Below are 21,984 nucleotides of genomic sequence, written 5' to 3' on the forward strand. Positions count from 1 at the left end.
TTTTATTCGATTGTGAACAGTTAAGCCCTTGTATCCCGTGGCCTTAGACCAAAGTACGGCGCTTTGGGGCCTTGACACCTGTGACTACCCAGTCTTGTAGGGACTTTGCGACACGCGTATCCTCGGCGGTCCGTCGACCAACAGTAAAAGCGGAATGCCGATATGTCTGATTTGAAAACTGCCGCTCTCGAATATCATGCCCATCCTCGTCCAGGAAAGCTGAGTGTAGAGCTCACCAAGGCCACTGCCACCGCCCGCGACCTGTCGCTGGCCTACAGCCCTGGTGTTGCCGAGCCCGTACGTGAAATCGCCCGCGACCCCGAACTGGCGTACAAGTACACCGGCAAAGGCAACCTGGTTGCAGTGATTTCCGATGGCACCGCGATTCTCGGCCTGGGCAACCTCGGTCCATTGGCCTCCAAGCCAGTCATGGAAGGCAAGGGCGTGCTGTTCAAGCGCTTTGCCGGCATCGACGTTTTCGACATCGAAGTCGACTCCGAAAGCCCGCAGGCTTTCATCGACACGGTCAAGCGCATTTCCATCACCTTCGGTGGCATCAACCTGGAAGACATCAAGGCACCTGAGTGCTTCGAGATCGAAAAGGCCCTGATCGAACAGTGCGACATTCCGGTATTCCACGATGACCAGCACGGCACCGCGATCGTAACTGCTGCCGGCATGATCAACGCCCTGGAAATTGCTGGCAAGACCCTGGCTGACGCGCAGATCGTCTGCCTGGGCGCCGGCGCTGCGGCCATCTCCTGCATGAAGTTGCTGGTGAGCATGGGCGCCAGGCTGGAAAACATCTTCATGGTCGACAGCAAGGGCGTGGTCCAGTCCGAGCGTACCGACCTGAACCAGTACAAGGCGATGTTTGCCCACGCCACCGACAAGCGCACCCTCGCTGACGCCCTTGACGGTGCAGACGTGTTTGTCGGCCTCTCCGGCCCGAACCTGCTGAGCGCCGAAGGCCTCAAGTCCATGGCTGCCAACCCGATCGTGTTCGCCTGCTCCAACCCGGACCCAGAGATCTCGCCGGAACTGGCGCACGCCACCCGTAACGACGTGATCATGGCCACCGGTCGTTCGGACTACCCGAACCAGGTCAACAACGTACTGGGCTTCCCGTTCATCTTCCGTGGTGCCCTGGACGTTCGCGCCAAGCGCATCAACGAAGAGATGAAAGTAGCCGCTGCCAACGCCCTGCGTGAACTGGCCAAACTGCCGGTGCCTCAGGACGTGTGCGACGCCTACGGTGGCGCCAAGCTGGAATTTGGTCGTGAGTACATCATCCCGAAACCAATGGATAAGCGCCTGATCACCCTGATCTCCGATGCCGTGGCCAAAGCCGCCATCGAGACCGGCGTGGCCACCCTGCCGTATCCGAAGCACTACCCGCTGCAAAGCGTGGATGATGTGTTCAACGGCTAAGCCGTTGTAGCGCACCCACAAAAAGCCCCGGCTCTCGCGAGTCGGGGCTTTTTTGTGGCGACTTGGGCCTTGTGGAGACCCAAGTGTGGGAGCGGGCTTGCCCGCGATAGCGATGGATCAATCAGCTCATGTGGCGCCTGACACACTACAATCGCGGGCAAGCCCGCTCCCACATTGAATCTGTTTCAGGCCATAAATCTCACTAGAACAGATCGATCGGCGCCGCCTCATCCGCCGGCAGCGGGCTGCCCGGCGCAACGCCATTGCCCAGTTCGTTGACTGATGGCGGCGTGTCTTCGCTCTTGAACAGTTCGAAGTACGCGTTCGGCGTGCTTGGTGACGCCGCACGGCCACTGACCGGGTCGATGCGCAGGCTGAGGATACCTTCTGGCTCCGGCTGGGTGTGCGGCGGCTTGTCCTTCAAGGCTGCGCCCATGTAGCTCATCCAGATCGGCAGCGCGACGGTGCCACCGAACTCGCGGCGGCCCAGGCTTTCCGGCTGGTCATAGCCGGTCCACACGGTGGTTACGTAGTCGGCGTTGTAGCCGGAGAACCAGGCGTCCTTGGATTCGTTGGTGGTACCGGTCTTGCCGGCGATGTCCGGCCGGTTCAGCGCCAGGGCGCGGCGGCCGGTACCCTTTTTGATCACATCTTCCAGGATGCTGTTGAGAATATAAGTGGTACGGCCGTCGACAATACGCTCGGCAACTGCCGGCGCCTGTGGCTCAGCCGGGGTGCCGTTGGCGGCCGGCGTCGTGCCTGGGGTCGGCTCGATGCTGATACCGCCATTGCTCGGCGCTGCCAGGCCATCGGTGGCGGCCACGCCGTTGACCACGTCGCCTGGCACGCGTGGCGGGTTGGCGGTGAACAGGGTGTCGCCGTTGCGGCTTTCGATCTTGTCGATCAGGTACGGCGTGATCTTGTAGCCGCCGTTGGCAAAGGTGCTCCAGCCGGTGGCGATTTCCATCGGCGTGAGGGTCGCGGTGCCTAGCGCCAGGGACAGGTTGGGCGGCAGGTCCGACTTGGCGAAACCGAAACGCGTCATGTAATCGATGGTCTTGCCCACGCCCATTGCCTGCAGCAAGCGGATCGACACCAGGTTACGCGACTTGTACAGCGCTTCACGGATGCGGATCGGGCCAAGGAAGGTGTTGGTGTCGTTCTTCGGGCGCCAGACCTTGTCCAGGTACTCGTCGACAAACACGATCGGCGCATCGTTGACCAGGCTGGCGGCGGTGTAGCCGTTGTCCAGCGCGGCACTGTAGATGAACGGCTTGAAGCTCGAGCCCGGTTGGCGCTTGGCCTGGGTCGCGCGGTTGTAGTTGCTCTGCTCGAACGCGAAACCACCGACCAAGGCGCGGATTGCGCCGTTCTGTGGGTCCAGCGACACCAGTGCGCCCTGGGCCAACGGCACCTGGCTGAACTTGAGGCTGTCGTCCTTCTGGCGTTGCACGCGGATCAAGTCACCCACCTGCGCTACGTCCGACGGTTGCTTGGGCATCGGGCCCATGCTGTTGGTGTTCAGGAACGGGCGCGCCCATTTCATGCTGTCCCACGCCACATGGGCTTCGCCGGTGCGGGTCAGGACCTGCACGCCATCTTTCTTCACCTGGGTGACGATGGCCGGCTCCAGGCCGCTGATCGCACGTTGTTTGCCCAGTTCGGTGGTCCAGGCACTCAGGGTCTTGCCCGGCAGGCGTGATTCGGGGCCGCGGTAGCCGTGACGCTGGTCGTAGGTGATCAGGCCGGAATGCACCGAATTATTGGCGATGTCCTGCAAGTCGCTCGGCACGGTGGTGGTCACGCGGAAACCTTCGGTATACGCCTCGCTGCCGTAGCGGCCGACCATCTCGGCACGCGCCATTTCAGCGATATACGGCGCATTCACTTCCGGGGTTGGTACGTGGTAGCTGGCGTTTAACGGCTCGGCGATGGCGCTTTCGTAAGCGGCCTGGTCGATTTTGCCCAGCTTGTACATGCGCCCCAGGATCCAGTCACGGCGCTCTTTGCTGCGCGCCGGGTTGGCCAGTGGGTTGAAGCGTGACGGCGCCTTGGGCAGGCCGGCGATCATGGCCATCTGCGCCAGGCTGGCGTCACGGATGGACTTGCCATAGTAGACCTGCGAGGCCGCCTCGATCCCGTAGGCGCGGTTGCCCAAGTAGATCTTGTTCACGTACAGCTCAAGGATCTCATCCTTGGTCAACTGGCGTTCGATCTGCAGCGCCAGGAGGATCTCGGTGGCCTTGCGCGAAAAGCTGCGCTCGCTGGTGAGGAAGAAGTTCTTCGCCACCTGCATGGTGATGGTGCTGCCGCCGGATTGAATGTGTCCGCTTTTTACCAATTGCGTGGCCGCACGCACCAGGCTGCTGGGGTCGACGCCATAGTGGTTGGCAAAATTATCGTCTTCGGCCGAGAGCAGGGCGCTGATGAAGTTGGGTGGAATATCGGCAAAACGGATCGGTGTGCGGCGCATTTCGCCGAACTCCGCGATCAGTTTTTCATCGCTGCTGTAGACCCGCAAAGGAATCTGCAACTGGATACTTCTGAGGGCCTCTACGGAGGGCAAACCCGGACTAAGGTAGAGGTAGGCCCCGCTGAGCACGAGCAGCAGCCCGCAAACGATGGCGACAATGGAGTACCCGAAAAACTTCAGCAGACGAATCAAGGCTTTTGGATTTCCAGAGAAAAGAATGGGTTAGGCGTCGGGGCTGGCATGGCAAACGATGGATCGACCCGAGCTGCAGATAAAAGCGGCAAAAAACGCTGGGCATTAAAGCATTTTTCGACTTGGGGCGTCATTCGCACCTGCTCAACAAGTCGACCGAATGCATGACGCCCGGCGGCAATCAGGCGGTATGACAGGCAAAGCTTTAGGGAGTTTTATGGGAAAAGGATTTTTCACGGGAAAACTCGACACCTTGCTGGGCGTCGACATCAATGACACGGCAATCCGGCTGGTGGAGCTGGGCCGTTCAACCTCTGGTTACAACATTCGCGGCTACGTCACCCAGGCATTGCCGATACGCTCGGTGGTCGACGGCACATTCCTGGATCTCGAAGGCGTGGGGCGCACCTTGCGCAGTGCATTGTCACGGTTGGCGTCGTCGGTCCGTTGCGCTGCCGCTGCGGTGTCCGGGCCTTCGGTAATCACGCGCATGATCGAGATGGAGGCGGGGCTGAGTGACGATGAGATGGCCTGGATGATCCAGATGGAGGCAGACCAGTACATTCCTTATCCATTGGATGACGTGGCCATCGACTTTCAAGTGCGCGGGCCGACCGCCCTGGACCCAGGTCGTGTCGAGGTGCTGCTGGCGGCGTGCCTGAAGGAGCATGTCGAGGCTCGGGAGGCGGTTCTGGCGCTGGCCGGGCTGGTGCCGAGGGTGGTCGATGTCGAAGCGTTTGCATTGGCGCGCGCTTGCAGTCAGGATTTCGCCAGCTTCACGCCGAGCCATCGAGTCGATGGTGCACAATGGGCCGTGGACGCCCACGGGATGGGAATTGCTTGCGGGTTGGCCCTGAGGAGTTTCGCTTGAAGACACGAATCAACCTTTTGCCTTGGCGCCAGGCGCTGGCGGAGCGGCGACGCAAGTACCTGCTGGCGTGTTTGCTGGCGTTCGCCTGCGCGGCGCTTGCGGCTGTGTGGCTGGCGGACCAGGTGATCGACCAGGCCATTGACCGGCAAGTGACCCGTAATGACCATCTGGGCAAGCAAATCACCGGCCTTGATTCGCGCATCAAGACCATCGACGACCTGCAGGAGCAAAGCCAGCAGTTGGCACAGCGCATGAAGGTTGTGCAGGACCTGCACGACTCCCGCTCGTCCGGTGCCCAATTGTTGGATCAGTTGGCGCGCGCAGTACCCGATGGTGTCCATCTGCATGAAGTCGTGGCGAAGGGCGATACGGTGAGTATCAGCGGCAGTGCTGAATCCAGCCAGGATATCGCCCAACTGATGCGTCGCCTGGAGGCCGCACAAGGCGCCCATTTCACGCGGTTGCAACAGGTGCGAACCGAAGGTGCGCGCGGCAACAATGAATTCCAGTTGATGGTGCGACAGGGCGAGCCCGCCGAGGCGCAACCTTGAGCCCGTTGAGGCTCAATCTTTCTGCACTCACTCACAACGCTGCAAAATGGCCCCTACCTGGCAAGGCCCTGTTGGGCTGTGCGCTGGCGAGCCTGATATTTGTGGTGGGTGACCTTGTTTACCTGAGCCCGTCGCGGCAGCGGCTAAGCCAGGTCGAGGTGCGGGAAGTGGCCCTGCAACAGCAAGTCGCTCAAAAGACGGCCCTGGCTGCCAGCCTTGAGGCGCGCGTGCAGCAGTTCCAATTAATGCAGGCGAAAGCGGATGAGCTTTTCCGCGCGTTGCCGGGGAAATCCGAAATGCCCGGCTTGCTGGAAGACATCGCGCACTTGGCAGTGGCCAATGGTCTGGTGGTCGAGAGTGTCACGCCATCGGACGAACAGTCTCAGCCGTACTATCACGAGCAGCCGGTACAGGTCGGCGTGGCAGGGGCTTACCACGACCTGGCGACGTTCCTGAGTAGCTTGGGGGGGCTGGCGCGAATTGCGACGGTGCATGATGTTGTCCTGCGACGGGATGGCAAGCTGCTGCGCCTTGATCTACTGGTCAAGAGCTATTGGCTGCCGGGCGGTGGGGGAGGTGGTCAGGCCCGCCAACGACAATCCTTTGTCTACGAGGCTTCCGGGCTGCGCGACCCTTTTCAGCGGGTTGCCGTTCAGGTCGATCACCTGCCTGGGCGGCCAGCCCGTGCGCCAGATCTCGCCCGGCCACGCGCAGCCCTGGAAAGCCTTGCGCTGGACCAGTTCGAAATGGTCGGCACGCTGTCCCGCGGGTCGCAGGTCTTCGCCTTGTTGCGTGCGGCCTCCACGGTGCATCGCCTGGCGGTCGGTGACTACCTGGGGCCGGACCATGGCCGGGTCACGGCCATCGATGAGCGTTACTTAGAGCTGGTCGAGCTGTTTCCCGATGGTCAGGGGGCATGGCTGGAGCGCCCGCGAACCCTGGTGTTAAACGTCAACTCATAACGGAATCGAATCAATGAAAAGGATTTTCTCGTCCTTCGGTGTGGCGCTATGGATAGCGTTCACGGCGCCGATGGCTGTTGCTGTGCCCAATCGTGTAGACCTGATCCAGTTGCCACCCCCTGGCAACACTACGTCGAGCGCCTACACGGGTGACAAGCTGAACCTCAACTTCCAGAGCATCGAGCTGCGCACCGCGCTGCAACAGATTGCCGATGTGGCGGGCCTCAATCTGGTTGCCAGCGACGATGTGCAGGGCTCGATTACCCTGCGCCTCAAGGATGTGCCCTGGGATCAAGCGTTAGACTTGGTACTGCAAGCCAAGGGCCTGGATAAGCGGGTAAAGGCCGGTGTATTGCTGGTCGCGCCGGCCGAGGAGTTGGCCGCGCGTGAGCTGCTGACCCTGGAGTCGCGCAAGCAAATGGCCGAACTGGCGCCGTTGCGTCGGGAGCTGTTGCAGGTCAATTACGCCAAGGCGGCGGACCTGGCCAAGTTGTTCCAGTCAGTCACGGGCCTTGAGGGCGTCATCGATGAGCGGGGCTCGGTGGCGGTGGATGATCGTACCAACAACATCATTGCCTATCAGACTGGCGAGCGGCTGGAGGAGCTGCGCAGGATCGTGGCGCAGCTGGATGTGCCGGTGCGTCAGGTCATGATCGAGGCGCGGATTGTCGAGGCCAATGTCGATTACGACAAAAGCCTGGGCGCACGCTGGGGTGGGCGGCTCACTCGCGGCAACTGGGGCGCCGGTGGCATTCCGAAACCTCTGGCTGAGGGCGCGGAGCCGCCGGAAAACCCACCGAGTTCACCATTTGTGGACTTGGGGTCACTCACCGGCTCATCGGGCCTGGGCATCGCCTTTATCACCGACAACCTGCTGCTGGACCTGGAGCTCACTGCCATGGAGAAAACCGGCAACGGCGAAATTGTCTCGCAACCCAAGGTGGTCACGTCCGACAAGGAAACCGCACGCATCCTCAAGGGCACCGAGATTCCCTACCAGGAATCCAGCTCCAGCGGCGCCACCTCGGTGTCGTTCAAGGAAGCCTCGCTGTCGCTGGAGGTCACCCCGCAAATCACGCCTGACGACCGCGTGATCATGGAGGTGAAAGTCACCAAGGATGAGCCCGACTACCTGAACAAACTCAACGATGTGCCGCCGATCAAGAAAAACGAGGTCAACGCCAAGGTGCTGGTCAAGGATGGCGAGACCATCGTCATCGGCGGGGTTTTCTCCAATACCCAAAGCAAAGTGGTAGATAAAGTGCCATTTTTGGGCGATGTGCCGTATCTTGGCCGCCTTTTCCGGCGCGATGTGCTGGCGGAGAAAAAATCCGAGCTGCTGGTATTCCTGACTCCGCGTATTATGAATAACCAGGCGATTGCTGTGAGTCGTTGATTCTGTGCGAAATTTGATTCTTGTAGGACCGATGGGGGCTGGAAAAAGCACCATCGGCCGTTTGCTGGCCAAAGAGCTGCGCCTGCCGTTCAAAGATTCCGACAAGGAAATTGAATTGCGCACGGGCGCCAATATCCCATGGATCTTCGATAAGGAAGGCGAACTGGGCTTTCGTGACCGCGAGCAGGCGATGATCGCCGAGCTGTGCGGCTGCGATGGCGTGGTATTGGCGACAGGTGGTGGCGCGGTGATGCGTGACGAGAACCGCCGCGCGCTGCATGCCGGTGGTCGGGTGGTCTACCTGCATGCGTCGGTCGAGCAGCAAGTGGGTCGCACCGCCCGTGATCGCAATCGCCCGTTGCTGCGTACGGCCAACCCGGAGAAAACCCTGCGGGATCTGCTGGCGCTGCGAGATCCGCTGTATCGGGAAATTGCCGATCTGGTGGTAGAAACCGATGAGCGGCCACCCCGGATGGTGGTCCTCGACATTCTTGAGCGCCTGCAACGGCTGCCACCCCGTTAAAGCCAGGCCCGAAATGCGCTATTCTCGGCGGCGCGCCAACACCTCCCAAGGTGTGGCGTAGAGCCATCAGGCGACGTCAGCGTTTGACGTTGCCGGTCGTCAATACATCTTCAACGCGGGGACACATGCAGACACTTAAGGTCGATCTAGGCGAGCGCAGCTACCCGATCCATATTGGCGAAGGTCTGCTGGACCAGCCCGAGTTGCTCGCACCGCATATTGCCGGGCGGCAAGTGGCGATCATCTCCAATGAAACGGTCGCGCCGCTGTATCTTGAGCGTCTGAGCCGCAGCCTCGCGGCGTACTCCGTTATTTCTGTGATCCTGCCCGACGGCGAGGCCCACAAGAACTGGGAAACCCTGCAACTGATCTTTGATGGCCTGCTGACTGCACGCCATGACCGCCGCACCACCGTGATCGCCCTGGGCGGCGGTGTGATCGGCGACATGGCCGGCTTTGCAGCGGCCTGCTACCAGCGTGGCGTGGACTTTATCCAGGTGCCAACCACCCTGCTGTCCCAGGTCGATTCGTCGGTGGGCGGCAAGACCGGCATCAACCACCCGCTGGGCAAGAACATGGTTGGCGCGTTCTACCAGCCGCAAGCCGTGCTGATCGACACCGCGACCCTCAACACCTTGCCGCCGCGCGAGCTGTCGGCGGGCCTGGCGGAAGTCATCAAGTACGGGCTGATCTGCGACGAACCGTTCCTGACCTGGCTGGAAGAGCATGTGGACGCCCTGCGCAATCTCGACCAGGCGGCACTCACCGAAGCTATTTCCCGCTCTTGCGCCGCCAAGGCGCTGGTGGTGAACGCCGACGAGCGGGAGTCCGGCGTACGGGCCACCTTGAACCTGGGCCACACCTTCGGCCATGCGATCGAAACCCACATGGGCTATGGTGTGTGGTTGCATGGCGAGGCCGTGGCGGCTGGCACAGTGATGGCATTGGACATGTCGCAGCGCCTGGGCTGGATCAGCGCCCAGGAGCGTGACCGTGGCATTCGCCTGTTCCAGCGCGCCGGTTTGCCGGTGATTCCGCCTGAAGAGATGACCGAGGCAGATTTCCTCGAACATATGGCAATAGACAAGAAAGTGATCGACGGTCGACTGCGACTGGTGCTGCTGCGCCACATGGGCGAAGCGGTGGTGACCGACGATTATCCGAAAGAGATTTTACAGGCCACGCTGGGAGCGGATTACCGCGCCCTGGCCCAGCTTAAAGGTTAATAAGATCCCGATGACTAGTTTGCATGCCGACGAGGCGTTCCTCGGCCATTACCAGTTAAGCCACGACCCTTTTGCTCCACGGGTGCCTGGTTTCAAATTTTTCCCGGCCCAGCGCAAGCCAGTGCTCGGCCAACTGCACCACCTCGCGCGCTACAGCCAGTTGCTGCTGGTCGTGACCGGCCCGTTGGGCAGCGGCAAGACCCTGCTGCGCCAGGCCCTGGTGGCCAGCACCAACAAGCAGTCGGTCCAGAGTGTGGTGGTATCCGCCCGTGGTGCCGGTGATGCAGCGGGTGTCCTGCGCCAGGTTGCCCAGGCGCTGGACGTGGCCACTGCCGAGCCTAACGCGATCCTCAAGCAGGTGGTGCAGCTGGGCCTGACCGGCCAGGAAGTCTACCTGCTGGTGGATGATGCCGAGCAGCTCGACGAATCCGCCCTCGAAGCGCTGCTGGCGCTGGCGGCGGGCACGCCGGAAGGCCGTCCGCATGTATTCCTGTTCGGTGAGTCGTCGCTGATCGCCGACCTGGAGCAGATCAGCGGTGATCAGGAGCTGTTCCACGTCATCGAACTGCAGCCGTACGAAGAGGAGGAAACCCGCGAATACCTGGCTCAACGCCTGGAAGGTGCAGGGGCGGGTATCGAACTTTTCTCCGCTCAACAGATCTCTGATATTCACGAAAGCTCCGACGGCTGGCCTGGCACCATCAACCAGGTTGCCCGCGATGCCATGATCGAAGCCATGATTGCCAGCCGCACCGCGGTCAAGCGTCCAAAGATGGGGTTCACTATGCCTAAGAAACACGTATTGGCTATTTCCGCCGTTGTTGTGGTCGCTGTTGCCGCCGCCTGGTTGATTCCGGGTCGCAGCAAGGCGCCGACCACCGCCGGTGCGCCAACCGAGCAGGCGCAATTGCCACTGGGCAAACCCACGCCAAATGTTGAGTTCGCCAATTCCGGCCAGCCGACCAACCTGCCGATGGTCGGCCAGCCTGTCATGCGTGGCCCGCTCGCCGAAGAAGCCGGTGGCATTTCCGAAGGCGACGACGGCGTGCCGGTGGAAGGTTCCAGCGCCACACCGCCGACCGTCACGACCACTGCGCCGCCTGCTGGCGTGCCAGCCGGTCAGCCAGCGGCAAAACCAACGCCGGCACCGACTGTTGCAACCGCCAAGCCTGCGCCCGTGACCAAGCCGGTCGCGCCTGCGCCAGCCGCCAAGCCAGCACCAGCCCCGGCCGCCAAGCCCGCTGAAAAACCAGCTGCCACCGTTGCCAAGGCCGGTGCCGCGGGTAGCGGTTGGTATGGCAGCCAGCCTTCGGGCAACTTCGTGGTGCAGATCCTCGGCACCAGCTCCGAAGCCAACGCCCAAGCGTTCGTGAAAGAGCAGGGCGGCGAGTACCGTTATTTCAAGAAAGTGCTCAACGGCAAGCCTCTCTACGTGATCACCTATGGCAGTTTTTCCAGCCGTGCAGCGGCTGATTCTGCCATCAAGGCCTTGCCAGCGAAGGTTCAGGCTGGTAAACCTTGGCCTCGCACTGTTGCCAGCGTTCAACAAGAACTCGCAACAACTCGCTGAAGATCAGGCGGCCTTACCCAGGCCGCCCTCCCGGCACCTCAAAAAACTACAACAGCGTGCAGCCCTGAAGGCCGCGCGCTTTGTGGTGTCTGCGTCACAGTGGCTTTTGAGTCGTAGCGGTCAGAATTAAAAAAGTTTTGACTAGCACAGCATATCGCTTTAAACCTTTCATAAATGCGACATAGATTTGCGACATTTCGTCGCTAAATTTGTGGGCGTCTGTGTCGGTGTGTACAATGACCTCCCTTTTGCCCCCGCTAAGCCGGCGTACGTTCGGCGTGGAAGGTAACCGGTTGAATTGAAAAGAAATTTGCCTCGAAATAAGAGGCAGCCTGGTGAGAAAGTGTCTATGAAAGCAGGTCTGTACCAACCCGATGAATTCAAGGATAACTGCGGTTTCGGCCTGATAGCCCATATGCAGGGCGAGCCCAGTCATACCCTTCTGCAAACGGCCATCGAGGCCCTGACCTGCATGACCCACCGCGGTGGGATCAACGCCGACGGCAAGACCGGTGACGGTTGCGGCTTGCTGATTCAAAAGCCCGACCTGTTCCTGCGCGCTGTCGCAAAAGAGCAATTTGCGGTCGACCTGCCCAAGCAGTACGCCGTGGGCATGGTGTTCTTCAACCAGGACCCGGTCAAAGCCGAAGCCGCTCGCGAGAACATGAACCGCGAGATCCTGGCTGCCGGCCTGCAACTCGTCGGCTGGCGCAAAGTGCCGATCGACACCAGCGTACTCGGCCGCCTGGCCCTGGAGCGTCTGCCACAGATCGAGCAAGTGTTTATCGCAGGCGATGGCCTGAGCGACCAGGACATGGCGATCAAGCTGTTCACGTCGCGTCGTCGCTCGTCCGTGGCCAACGCCGCTGACACCGACCACTACATCTGCAGCTTTTCCCACAAGACCATCATTTATAAAGGCCTGATGATGCCGGCGGACCTCACCGCCTTCTATCCGGACCTGAGCGATGAGCGCCTGCAAACCGCAATCTGCGTGTTCCACCAGCGCTTCTCCACCAACACCCTGCCGAAATGGCCGTTGGCCCAGCCGTTCCGCTTCCTCGCCCACAACGGCGAGATCAACACCATCACCGGCAACCGCAACTGGGCCGTGGCCCGTCGCACCAAGTTCGCCAACGACCTGATGGACCTGGAAGAGCTCGGCCCGCTGGTTAACCGCGTGGGTTCCGACTCCTCCAGCATGGACAACATGCTCGAACTGATGGTCACCGGTGGCATCGACCTGTTCCGTGGCGTGCGCATGATCATTCCGCCAGCGTGGCAGAACGTCGAGACCATGGACCCGGACCTGCGTGCATTCTACGAGTACAACTCGATGCACATGGAGCCGTGGGACGGCCCGGCCGGTGTCGTGATGACCGACGGCCGCTACGCGGTCTGCCTGCTCGACCGTAACGGTCTGCGCCCGGCGCGTTGGGTCACTACCACCAACGGTTTCATCACCCTCGCGTCGGAAATCGGCGTGTGGGACTACAAACCCGAAGACGTCATCGCCAAAGGCCGCGTGGGCCCGGGCCAGATCCTGGCCGTGGACACCGAAACCGGGCAGATCCTCGACACCGACGCCATCGACAACCGCTTGAAGTCGCGTCATCCGTACAAGCAATGGCTGCGCAAGAACGCCCTGCGCATCCAGGCAACGATGGAAGACAACGACCACGGTTCGGCGTTCTACGACGTCGACCAGCTCAAGCAGTACATGAAGATGTACCAGGTCACGTTCGAAGAGCGCGACCAGGTGCTGCGTCCGCTTGGCGAACAGGGTTACGAGGCGGTCGGCTCCATGGGCGACGACACGCCGATGGCCGTGCTGTCCCAGCGCGTGCGCACGCCGTACGACTATTTCCGCCAGCAGTTCGCCCAGGTGACCAATCCACCGATCGACCCGCTGCGCGAAGCCATCGTGATGTCCCTGGAAGTGTGCCTCGGTGCCGAGCGCAACATCTTCCAGGAATCGCCTGAGCACGCCTCTCGTGTGATCCTCAGCTCGCCGGTCGTGTCTCCGGCCAAGTGGCGCTCGTTGATGACCCTGGAGCGTCCAGGCTTCGACCGCCAGATCATCGACCTGAACTACGACGAAAGCCTCGGCCTTGAAGCCGCAGTGCGTAACGTTGCCGACCAGGCCGAAGAAGCCGTGCGCGCCGGTCGTACCCAGATCGTACTGACCGACCGCCACATCGCGCCGGGCAAGCTGCCGATCCACGCCTCGCTGGCGACTGGCGCAGTGCACCACCGCCTGACCGAAAAAGGCCTGCGCTGCGACTCCAACATCCTTGTGGAAACCGCCACCGCCCGCGACCCGCACCACTTTGCGGTGTTGATCGGCTTCGGCGCCTCGGCGGTGTACCCGTTCCTTGCGTACGAAGTGCTGGGTGACCTGATCCGTACCGGTGAAGTACTGGGCGACCTCTATGAGGTGTTCAAGAACTACCGTAAGGGCATCACCAAGGGCCTGCTGAAGATCCTGTCGAAGATGGGCATCTCCACCGTCACGTCCTATCGCGGTGCGCAACTGTTCGAAGCCATCGGCCTGTCCGAAGAAGTTTGCGAGCTGAGCTTCCGTGGCGTCCCGAGCCGTATCAAGGGCGCGCGTTTTGTCGACATCGAAGCCGAGCAGAAAGCCCTGGCAGCCGAAGCCTGGAGCGCGCGCAAGCCGATCCAGCAAGGCGGCCTGCTGAAGTTCGTGCACGGTGGCGAATACCACGCGTACAACCCGGACGTGGTCAACACCCTGCAAGCCGCCGTGCAGCAGGGCGACTACGCCAAGTTCAAGCAATACACCTCGCTGGTGGATAACCGCCCGGTGTCGATGATCCGCGACCTGTTCAAGGTGAAGACCCTGGACACGCCGATGGACATCAGCGAAGTCGAGCCGCTGGAGTCGATCCTCAAACGCTTCGACTCCGCCGGTATTTCCCTGGGCGCCTTGTCGCCTGAGGCTCACGAAGCCCTGGCCGAAGCCATGAACCGCCTGGGTGCGCGTTCCAACTCCGGCGAAGGTGGTGAAGACCCGGCGCGCTACGGCACCATCAAGAGCTCGAAAATCAAGCAGGTGGCCACCGGCCGTTTCGGCGTGACCCCGGAGTACCTGGTCAACGCCGAAGTGCTGCAGATCAAGGTCGCCCAGGGCGCCAAGCCGGGTGAAGGCGGCCAACTGCCAGGCGGCAAGGTCAACGGTTTGATCGCCAAGCTGCGTTACGCAGTGCCGGGCGTGACCCTGATCTCGCCGCCGCCGCACCACGATATCTATTCGATCGAAGACTTGTCGCAGCTGATTTTCGACCTGAAACAAGTCAACCCGCAGGCGCTGGTCTCGGTGAAGCTGGTGGCAGAAGCCGGCGTGGGCACTATCGCCGCTGGTGTGGCCAAGGCCTATGCCGACCTGATCACCATCTCCGGCTACGACGGCGGCACCGGCGCTTCGCCGCTGACCTCCATCAAGTACGCCGGTGCGCCGTGGGAACTCGGCCTGGCCGAAACCCACCAGACCCTGCGCGGCAACGACCTGCGTGGCAAGGTGCGGGTGCAGACCGACGGCGGCCTGAAAACCGGCCTCGACGTGATCAAGGCCGCGATCCTTGGCGCCGAAAGCTTCGGCTTCGGTACTGCGCCGATGATCGCCCTGGGCTGCAAATACCTGCGCATCTGCCACCTGAACAACTGCGCCACCGGCGTCGCCACTCAGAACGAGAAGCTGCGCAAGGATCACTACATCGGCACCGTCGACATGGTGGTGAATTTCTTCACCTACGTCGCCGAAGAGACCCGTGAGTGGCTGGCCAAGCTGGGCGTGCGTTCGCTGGAAGAGTTGATCGGCCGTACCGATCTGCTGGAAATCCTCGAAGGCCAGACCGCCAAGCAGAATCACCTGGACCTGACGCCGCTGTTGGGCAGCGATCACATCCCGGCCGACAAACCGCAGTTCTGCGGCGTGGACCGCAACCCGCCGTTCGACAAGGGCTTGCTGGCCGAGAGGATGGTCGACATGGCCGGTTCCTCGATCAACGACGCCAGCGGTGGCGAATTCGCCCTGGATATCTGCAACTGCGACCGTTCCATCGGTGCACGCATCTCCGGCGAAATCGCGCGCAAGCACGGCAACCAGGGCATGGCCAAAGCGCCCATCACCTTCCGCTTCAAGGGCACCGCGGGCCAGAGCTTCGGCGTGTGGAACGCCGGCGGGCTGCACATGTACCTGGAAGGCGACGCCAACGACTACGTGGGCAAGGGCATGACCGGCGGCAAGCTGGTGATCGTTCCGCCTAAAGGCAGCGTGTACAAGACCCAGGACAGCGCCATCATCGGCAACACCTGCTTGTACGGCGCCACCGGTGGCAAGCTGTTCGCCGCCGGTACCGCCGGTGAGCGTTTCGCCGTGCGCAACTCCGGTGCCCACACCGTGGTGGAAGGCACTGGCGATCACTGCTGCGAGTACATGACCGGGGGCTTTGTCGCGGTACTGGGCAAGACCGGTTACAACTTCGGTTCGGGCATGACCGGCGGTTTCGCCTACGTGCTCGACCAGGACAACACCTTCGTCGACAAGGTCAACCACGAGTTGGTCGAGATCCAGCGGATCAGCGGCGAAGCCATGGAGTCCTACCGGAACCACTTGCAGCACGTGCTGGACGAGTACGTCGAGGAAACCGGCAGCGAATGGGGTCGTAACCTCGCCGAAAACCTCGATGATTACCTGCGTCGTTTCTGGCTGGTCAAGCCCAAGGCTGCCAACCTGAAATCGTTGCTTTCCAGCATCCGTGCCAACCCGCAGTGATATGCGCCTGAAGAGTTTGATGAGGTTTTAACATGGCTGAACGTCTGAATAACGACTTCCAGTTCATCGATGTCGGGCGCAAAGATCCGAAGAAGAAACTGTTGCGTCAACGCAAGAAAGAGTTCGTGGAAATCTACGAGCCCTTCAAACCCCAGCACTCGGCCGACCAGGCCCACCGTTGCCTGGGGTGTGGTAACCCGTATTGCGAATGGAAGTGCCCGGTGCACAACTTCATTCCCAACTGGCTCAAATTGGTGGCTGAGGGCAACATCCTCGCCGCCGCCGAGCTGTCGCACCAGACCAACACCCTGCCGGAAGTCTGCGGTCGGGTGTGCCCGCAAGACCGTCTGTGCGAGGGTGCCTGCACCCTCAACGACGGCTTCGGCGCGGTGACCATCGGTTCGGTGGAGAAGTACATCACCGACACCGCGTTCGCCATGGGCTGGCGCCCGGACATGTCCAAGGTCAAGCCGACCGGCAAGCGCGTCGCGATCATCGGTGCCGGCCCTGCCGGCCTGGGCTGTGCCGACGTATTGGTGCGTGGCGGCGTGACCCCGGTGGTGTTCGACAAGAACCCGGAAATCGGCGGCCTGCTGACCTTCGGCATCCCCGAGTTCAAGCTGGAAAAAACCGTCCTGAGCAACCGTCGTGAAGTGTTCACCGGCATGGGTATCGAGTTCCGCCTCAATACCGAAATCGGCAAGGACATCACCATGGAGCAACTGCTCGAAGAATACGATGCCGTGTTCATGGGCATGGGCACCTACACCTACATGAAGGGTGGCTTTGCCGGTGAGGACCTGCCGGGCGTGTACGACGCGCTCGACTTCCTGATCGCCAACGTCAACCGCAACCTGGGCTTTGAAAAGTCGCCGGAAGACTTCGTCGACATGAAAGGCAAGAAGGTCGTGGTACTCGGCGGTGGTGACACCGCGATGGACTGCAACCGCACCTCGATCCGCCAGGGCGCCAAGTCGGTGACCTGTGCCTATCGTCGTGACGAAGCCAACATGCCGGGCTCGCGCAAAGAGGTGAAGAACGCCAAGGAAGAAGGCGTGAAATTCCTCTACAACCGCCAGCCGATTGCCATCGTCGGTGAAGACCGCGTCGAAGGCGTGAAGGTGGTCGAGACCCGTCTCGGCGAACCGGACGCCCGTGGCCGTCGCAGCCCCGAGCCGATCCCGGGTTCCGAAGAGATCATCCCGGCCGACGCCGTGGTCATCGCCTTCGGCTTCCGCCCAAGCCCGGCGCCGTGGTTTGAGCAGTTCCAGATCCAGACCGACAGCCAGGGCCGCGTCGTGGCCCCGGAACAAGGCCAGTACAAGCACCAGACCAGCAACCCGAAAGTCTTCGCCGGTGGCGACATGGTGCGCGGTTCTGACCTGGTGGTGACGGCGATCTTCGAAGGGCGTAATGCCGCCGAAGGGATCCTGGATTACCTGAACGTCTAATCCCGATCCCAGGTTGAAATGCGATCAAAATGTGGGAGGGGGCTTGCCCCCGATAGCGGTGTATCAGTCAAAGATACTGGGACTGAACCACTGCAATCGGGGGCAAGCCCCCTCCCACATTTGTTTTGCGGTGTGTTCAAGCTACCGCGACAAATTGACCCGATAGACAAAAGGCACGGCTCATACCGTGCCTTTTGCGTCTGGCTCTGAGAAAATGCCCGCACTTTTTTTGCGGATGCCGACATGACTGCCCTCAAGAACGACCGTTTCCTTCGTGCCCTGCTCAAGCAACCCGTGGACGTCACCCCTGTGTGGATGATGCGCCAAGCCGGTCGCTACCTGCCGGAATATCGCGCCAGTCGCGCCAACGCCGGCGATTTCATGAGCCTGTGCATGAACCCGGAGTTCGCCTGCGAAGTCACCCTGCAGCCGCTGGACCGCTACCCACAACTGGACGCGGCCATCCTTTTTTCCGACATCCTCACCATTCCTGATGCCATGGGCCAGGGCCTGTACTTCGAAACCGGCGAAGGCCCGCGTTTCAAGAAAGTCGTCAGCACCCTGGCCGATATCGAAGCCCTGCCGATTCCAGACCCACACAAAGACCTCGGTTACGTGATGGACGCCGTCAGCACCATCCGCCGCGAGCTTAACGGCCGCGTGCCGCTGATCGGCTTCTCCGGCAGCCCCTGGACCCTGGCCACCTACATGGTCGAAGGCGGCTCGTCGAAAGACTTCCGCAAGACCAAAGCCATGCTCTACGACAACCCGCAAGCCATGCACTTGCTGCTGGACAAGCTGGCGCAGTCGGTCACGTCCTACCTCAACGGCCAGATCATGGCCGGTGCGCAAGCCGTGCAGATCTTCGACACCTGGGGCGGCAACCTCTCGGCGGCGGCGTACCAGGAGTTCTCCCTGGCCTACATGCGCAAGATCGTCAGCGGCCTGATCCGCGAACACGAAGGCCGCAAGGTACCGGTGATCCTGTTCACCAAAGGTGGCGGCCTGTGGCTGGAAAGCATCGCCGATGCCGGTGCCGATGCACTGGGCCTGGACTGGACTTGCGATATTGGTGAAGCTCGCCGTCGCGTTGGCGGCCAGGTCGCGCTGCAAGGCAACATGGACCCGACCGTGCTGTACGCCAAGCCGGAAGCGATCCGCACCGAAGTCGGCCGCATACTGGCCAGCTACGGCAAGGGCACCGGGCATGTGTTCAACCTCGGTCATGGGATTACTCCGGAAGTGAACCCGGAGCACGCTGGCGCATTCCTGCGCGCGGTGCATGAGTTGTCGGCGCAGTATCACGAATAACACGCAAAACAAATGTGGGAGGGGGCTTGCCCCCGATGGCGGTGTACCAGTCAGTACGACTATGACTGATCTACCCTCATCGGGGTGTAGCCCCCTCCCACATTAAAAGCCAGAGAAACTCAGGCCTTCGCTTGCCCCAACGGCGGCAACTTCGCCAGCTTCAACGCCACCAGCAGCGCGCCAATCAACAGCGCCACGATAAACGCGCCGATCCCGTTCCACCCGGCGAAGTGCCAGAAGAATCCGCCCGCCGTCCCCGCAATACTCGACCCCACGTAGTAGCAGAACAGGTACAGCGATGACGCCTGCCCCTTGGCCTTGACCGCGCGACGGCCGATCCAGCTGCTGGCCACCGAGTGGGCGCCGAAGAAGCCGAAGGTGAAGATCAGCATGCCCGGTACCACCAGCCACAGCGGGGTGAACAGGGTCAGGGCCATGCCGGCGAGCATCAGCACGATAGTGGCCCAGAGCACGCGGCGGCGGCCGAGGCGGTCGGCCAGGGAGCCGATCTTGGCCGAGCTGTAGATGCCCGAGAGGTACACCAGCGACAGCAGGCCGACCACAGCCTGGCTCAGGTCGTACGGATCGGCCAGCAGGCGATAGCCGATGTAGTTGAACATTGTCACGAACGCACCCATCAACAGGAAGGCTTCGAGGAACAGCCAGGGCAGGCCTGCGTCCTTGAAGTGCATGACAAAGCCGTCCACCAGGCTGCGCGGCTTGAGGCTGGTGGCGCGGAAGTTGCGCGATTCGGGGAGGATTTTCCAGAATACCGTGGCGGCGATCAGCGCCAGGGCACCGATGATCAGCATTGCGGTGTGCCAGCTGACGAAGTCGATCAACACGCCGATGATCAGGCGCCCGCTCATACCGCCGATGGCGTTGCCGCCGATGTACAGGCCCATGGCCAGGCCAATGTGCTGCGGGTGGATCTCTTCGCTCAGGTAGGTCATGGCCACGGCGGCCAGGCCGCTTAGCGACAGGCCCACCAGCGCGCGCATCAACAGGATGCCTTCCCAGGTCGGCATCAGGCCACTGGCGATGGTGGCCAATGCGGCGCAGAACAGCGCGGACACCATCACCGGCTTGCGCCCCAGCCGGTCGGAAATCGGCCCGGTGATCAGCAAGCCGAACGCCAGCATCGCCGTGGCCACCGACAGGATCAGGCTGCTTTGCGCCGCGTTGATGGAAAATTCGAGGGACAGCGCTGGCATCATCGGCTGCACGCAATACAGCAGCGCAAAAGTGGCGAAACCGCCGGAGAACAGTGCCAGCACTGTACGCATGAACATCGGCGTGCCTTTTTCGATGTACGCATCGTTGAGCTGGGCCACCACCTCATCCAAGGCAGTGGGCGGGACTTCTTGAGCGAGTGGAGCGACAGCAGCTTTCACGGGGACCTCGGGGAGGAAGAGCCTGCCGGGACCGGCAATGCAAAAAAGAATATAGCTCCCTAATGATTCTTTCCAATATATTGTTCGACCTGTTTGATAGCTTTAACGACCTAATGAGGCTTGCATGGAATTGCGTCACTTGCGGTACTTCATCGCCGTCGCCGAAGAACTGCATTTCGGCCGGGCCGCGCAGGTGTTGGGCATCTCGCAGCCGCCGTTGAGCCAGCAGATCCAGGCGCTGGAGCAGGAGGTCGGGGCACGCTTGTTTGAGCGCACCAATCGTCGGGTCGAGCTGAGCGAGGCCGGGCGGCTGTTCCTGCAAGAGGCGCGGTTGGTACTGGCGCAGGTCGACAAGGCGGCGGATGTGGCGCGCCGGGCGCAGTTGGGTGAACTGGGCGAATTGAAGATTGGTTTCACCTCGTCGGCACCGTTCAACTCCAGTATTCCCCAGGCGATTTTCGCGTTTCGTCAGGCGTTCCCGGCGGTGCATCTGAACCTGCAGGAGATGAGCAGTACTGAGGTGGCCGAGTCGCTGGTGGATGAGTCGATCCAAGTGGGCTTGATGCGGCCACTGCCGTTGCCGGATTCCTTGAGCGTGGTCGAGTTGATGCGCGAACCCCTGGTCGCAGTGTTGAACGCGGGGCATCCGTTGGTGCACGGCAGTGAACGTGGCTTGCACCTGGCGCAGTTGGCGGACGAACCGTTTGTGTTTTTCCCGCGCACCTATGGCAGTGGTCTCTATGCGCAGTTGCTGAACCTGTGCCGTGACGCGGGTTTCAGCCCGCACTTCGCCCAGGAGGCGGGCGAGGCGATGACTATCATCGGCCTGGTGGCGGCGGGGCTGGGAGTGTCGGTGCTGCCGGCGTCGTACCAGCGGATAAGGATCGATGGGGTGGTGTATCGCACGTTGTTGGATCAGGAGGCGATGACGGCGGTGTGGCTGGTACAGCGCAGAGGTGTGCAGACACCGATGGCGAGGGCGTTTGTGGAGTTGTTGACGCGTAAGGCTGCCCAATAACCTCCGGCAAGCAAGTTGATGTGGCGAGCGAGCTTGCTCGCGTTGGGCTGCGTAGCGGCCCCAAAGATCTTGGGAGCGCTTCGCACTCCAGCGCGGGGCAAGCCCGCTCACCACAACAGCCCGCTCGCCACAGGTACTGCGTTAGTCGTCAAATCGGCACTTTGCCACGGGTTGTCGGAAGGCTGTTTTCAGGCATACTGCCCCAAGTTCCTGAAAGGGGCTTGTGAGACTCTGAGGATCCTGGGCAACCAGCCATCGCAGAGCCAGGCAGGAAGCGGCGATGACAAGCCAACCTGTTTGTGAAGAGGGCGCCGAATGGCGCCCTTTGTCGTTTCTGTAGAGCCTGAATTCGTTTTACTTGGTGGTGCCGGTTTGCTCAAACAACTGCGCCGCCGACCCTGCCTCATTCACGCCATTGCTGCGCAAGCCCGCCATGATGTCGCTATCCAGATTGTTCACCCAACGGTTGTAGTTGCGATGGATCTTCCCATCCTTGTAGCCCAGTTCGCGGCTGTCGCGGTAGGTGATGGCGTAGCTGTTGCGGGTGTAGCGGATGTCGATGGCGGCGTAGTACTGGTTACGCACATTGATCTCGGCCTGCACCAGTTGCGGGCTCAGGCGTTGTACCGTCCATTCGCGTTTTTGCAGGGCGTTGACGATCACCATTTTCATTTTTTCTTCGCTGACCTGGGCGTTGGCCGGCAGGTCGTGCTGGGTGTTGAGGATCGGCTTGCTGGTGCAACCGGCGGTGACCAGCAGGGCCAGGGTGATCAAGGTGACGCGTAACAAGGAAGACATTCCGTTTTCTCCAATCGATTAA

14 protein-coding genes and 1 pseudogene are annotated in these 21,984 nt (G+C 61.4%); 12 read left to right on the plus strand and 3 right to left on the minus strand.

Annotation, left to right across the window (positions count from 1 at the left end):
- Positions 1-162 precede the first annotated feature (162 nt).
- On the plus strand, positions 163-1,431 hold the full coding sequence (locus ACZ445_RS02000; RefSeq protein ID WP_179029686.1) for a malic enzyme-like NAD(P)-binding protein: 1,269 nt from the start codon (positions 163-165) through the stop codon (positions 1,429-1,431).
- A 202-nt stretch (positions 1,432-1,633) separates the two neighbouring features.
- Here the strand turns inward: ACZ445_RS02000 and ACZ445_RS02005 are convergent, their stop codons facing one another.
- Positions 1,634-4,093: a penicillin-binding protein 1A gene (locus tag ACZ445_RS02005; protein ID WP_464694111.1), complete on the minus strand. Its 2,460-nt coding sequence runs from the start codon at positions 4,091-4,093 to the stop codon at positions 1,634-1,636.
- A 220-nt stretch (positions 4,094-4,313) separates the two neighbouring features.
- On the opposite strand from ACZ445_RS02005, the gene pilM reads away from it, so the two are divergent.
- From pilM to hemE, 10 genes and pseudogenes are all read left to right on the plus strand, one after another.
- Positions 4,314-4,967, plus strand: coding sequence for a type IV pilus biogenesis protein PilM (pilM, locus tag ACZ445_RS02010; protein ID WP_179029688.1), 654 nt, complete (start codon positions 4,314-4,316; stop codon positions 4,965-4,967).
- A complete protein-coding gene (locus ACZ445_RS02015) occupies positions 4,964-5,518 on the plus strand; it encodes a PilN domain-containing protein (protein WP_464707956.1) in 555 nt (184 codons plus the stop codon). Before pilM ends, ACZ445_RS02015 begins: the two co-directional genes overlap by 4 nt.
- Positions 5,515-6,480 (plus strand): pilus assembly protein PilP, encoded by a 966-nt coding sequence (locus ACZ445_RS02020; RefSeq protein WP_179029689.1) that lies wholly within the window; start codon positions 5,515-5,517, stop codon positions 6,478-6,480. Before ACZ445_RS02015 ends, ACZ445_RS02020 begins: the two co-directional genes overlap by 4 nt.
- Before the next feature lie 139 nt (positions 6,481-6,619).
- Positions 6,620-7,876 (plus strand): annotated as a pseudogene (locus ACZ445_RS02025) (type IV pilus secretin PilQ); the annotation flags it as partial.
- Positions 7,877-7,880: 4 nt separating this feature from the next.
- Positions 7,881-8,399: a shikimate kinase AroK gene (aroK, locus tag ACZ445_RS02030; RefSeq protein WP_003171222.1), complete on the plus strand. Its 519-nt coding sequence runs from the start codon at positions 7,881-7,883 to the stop codon at positions 8,397-8,399.
- A 125-nt stretch (positions 8,400-8,524) separates the two neighbouring features.
- Positions 8,525-9,625 carry a 3-dehydroquinate synthase gene (gene aroB / locus ACZ445_RS02035; RefSeq protein ID WP_058423663.1) on the plus strand — a complete coding sequence of 367 codons (1,101 nt, stop codon included), beginning with the start codon at positions 8,525-8,527 and terminating at the stop codon, positions 9,623-9,625.
- Positions 9,626-9,635: 10 nt separating this feature from the next.
- The gene (locus tag ACZ445_RS02040) at positions 9,636-11,195 is read left to right on the plus strand and encodes an SPOR domain-containing protein (protein WP_058423662.1); all 1,560 of its coding nucleotides are present in this window, start codon (positions 9,636-9,638) and stop codon (positions 11,193-11,195) included.
- 349 nt (positions 11,196-11,544) lie between these two features.
- Positions 11,545-15,990 (plus strand): glutamate synthase large subunit, encoded by a 4,446-nt coding sequence (gene gltB, locus ACZ445_RS02045; RefSeq protein ID WP_058423661.1) that lies wholly within the window; start codon positions 11,545-11,547, stop codon positions 15,988-15,990.
- Between the two features lie 32 nt (positions 15,991-16,022).
- A complete protein-coding gene (locus tag ACZ445_RS02050; protein WP_310863231.1) occupies positions 16,023-17,441 on the plus strand; it encodes an FAD-dependent oxidoreductase in 1,419 nt (472 codons plus the stop codon).
- 243 nt (positions 17,442-17,684) lie between these two features.
- Positions 17,685-18,752, plus strand: coding sequence for a uroporphyrinogen decarboxylase (hemE, locus tag ACZ445_RS02055; protein WP_058423659.1), 1,068 nt, complete (start codon positions 17,685-17,687; stop codon positions 18,750-18,752).
- 119 nt (positions 18,753-18,871) lie between these two features.
- Here the strand turns inward: hemE and ACZ445_RS02060 are convergent, their stop codons facing one another.
- A complete protein-coding gene (locus ACZ445_RS02060; protein ID WP_205347665.1) occupies positions 18,872-20,098 on the minus strand; it encodes an MFS transporter in 1,227 nt (408 codons plus the stop codon).
- 172 nt (positions 20,099-20,270) lie between these two features.
- On the opposite strand from ACZ445_RS02060, the gene ACZ445_RS02065 reads away from it, so the two are divergent.
- On the plus strand, positions 20,271-21,164 hold the full coding sequence (locus ACZ445_RS02065) for a LysR family transcriptional regulator (RefSeq protein ID WP_058423658.1): 894 nt from the start codon (positions 20,271-20,273) through the stop codon (positions 21,162-21,164).
- A 354-nt stretch (positions 21,165-21,518) separates the two neighbouring features.
- On the opposite strand, the gene ACZ445_RS02070 is transcribed toward ACZ445_RS02065, so the two are convergent.
- Positions 21,519-21,962, minus strand: a complete 444-nt coding sequence (locus ACZ445_RS02070; RefSeq protein ID WP_058423657.1) for a hypothetical protein — start codon at positions 21,960-21,962, stop codon at positions 21,519-21,521.
- Between the last annotated feature and the right edge of the window lie 22 nt (positions 21,963-21,984).

This window comes from Pseudomonas allii (assembly GCF_055380095.1).

Excerpts from the sequence above, each read along its gene's own strand:
- ACZ445_RS02070 (WP_058423657.1), bottom strand. The coding sequence starts at position 21,962 with ATGTCTTCCTTGTTACGCGTCACCTTGATCACCCTGGCCCTGCTGGTC.
- ACZ445_RS02000 (WP_179029686.1), top strand. The coding sequence starts at position 163 with ATGTCTGATTTGAAAACTGCCGCTCTCGAATATCATGCCCATCCTCGT.
- ACZ445_RS02065 (WP_058423658.1), top strand. The coding sequence starts at position 20,271 with ATGGAATTGCGTCACTTGCGGTACTTCATCGCCGTCGCCGAAGAACTG.
- ACZ445_RS02040 (WP_058423662.1), top strand. The coding sequence starts at position 9,636 with ATGACTAGTTTGCATGCCGACGAGGCGTTCCTCGGCCATTACCAGTTA.
- hemE (WP_058423659.1), top strand. The coding sequence starts at position 17,685 with ATGACTGCCCTCAAGAACGACCGTTTCCTTCGTGCCCTGCTCAAGCAA.
- gltB (WP_058423661.1), top strand. The coding sequence starts at position 11,545 with ATGAAAGCAGGTCTGTACCAACCCGATGAATTCAAGGATAACTGCGGT.
- aroB (WP_058423663.1), top strand. The coding sequence starts at position 8,525 with ATGCAGACACTTAAGGTCGATCTAGGCGAGCGCAGCTACCCGATCCAT.
- ACZ445_RS02050 (WP_310863231.1), top strand. The coding sequence starts at position 16,023 with ATGGCTGAACGTCTGAATAACGACTTCCAGTTCATCGATGTCGGGCGC.
- pilM (WP_179029688.1), top strand. The coding sequence starts at position 4,314 with ATGGGAAAAGGATTTTTCACGGGAAAACTCGACACCTTGCTGGGCGTC.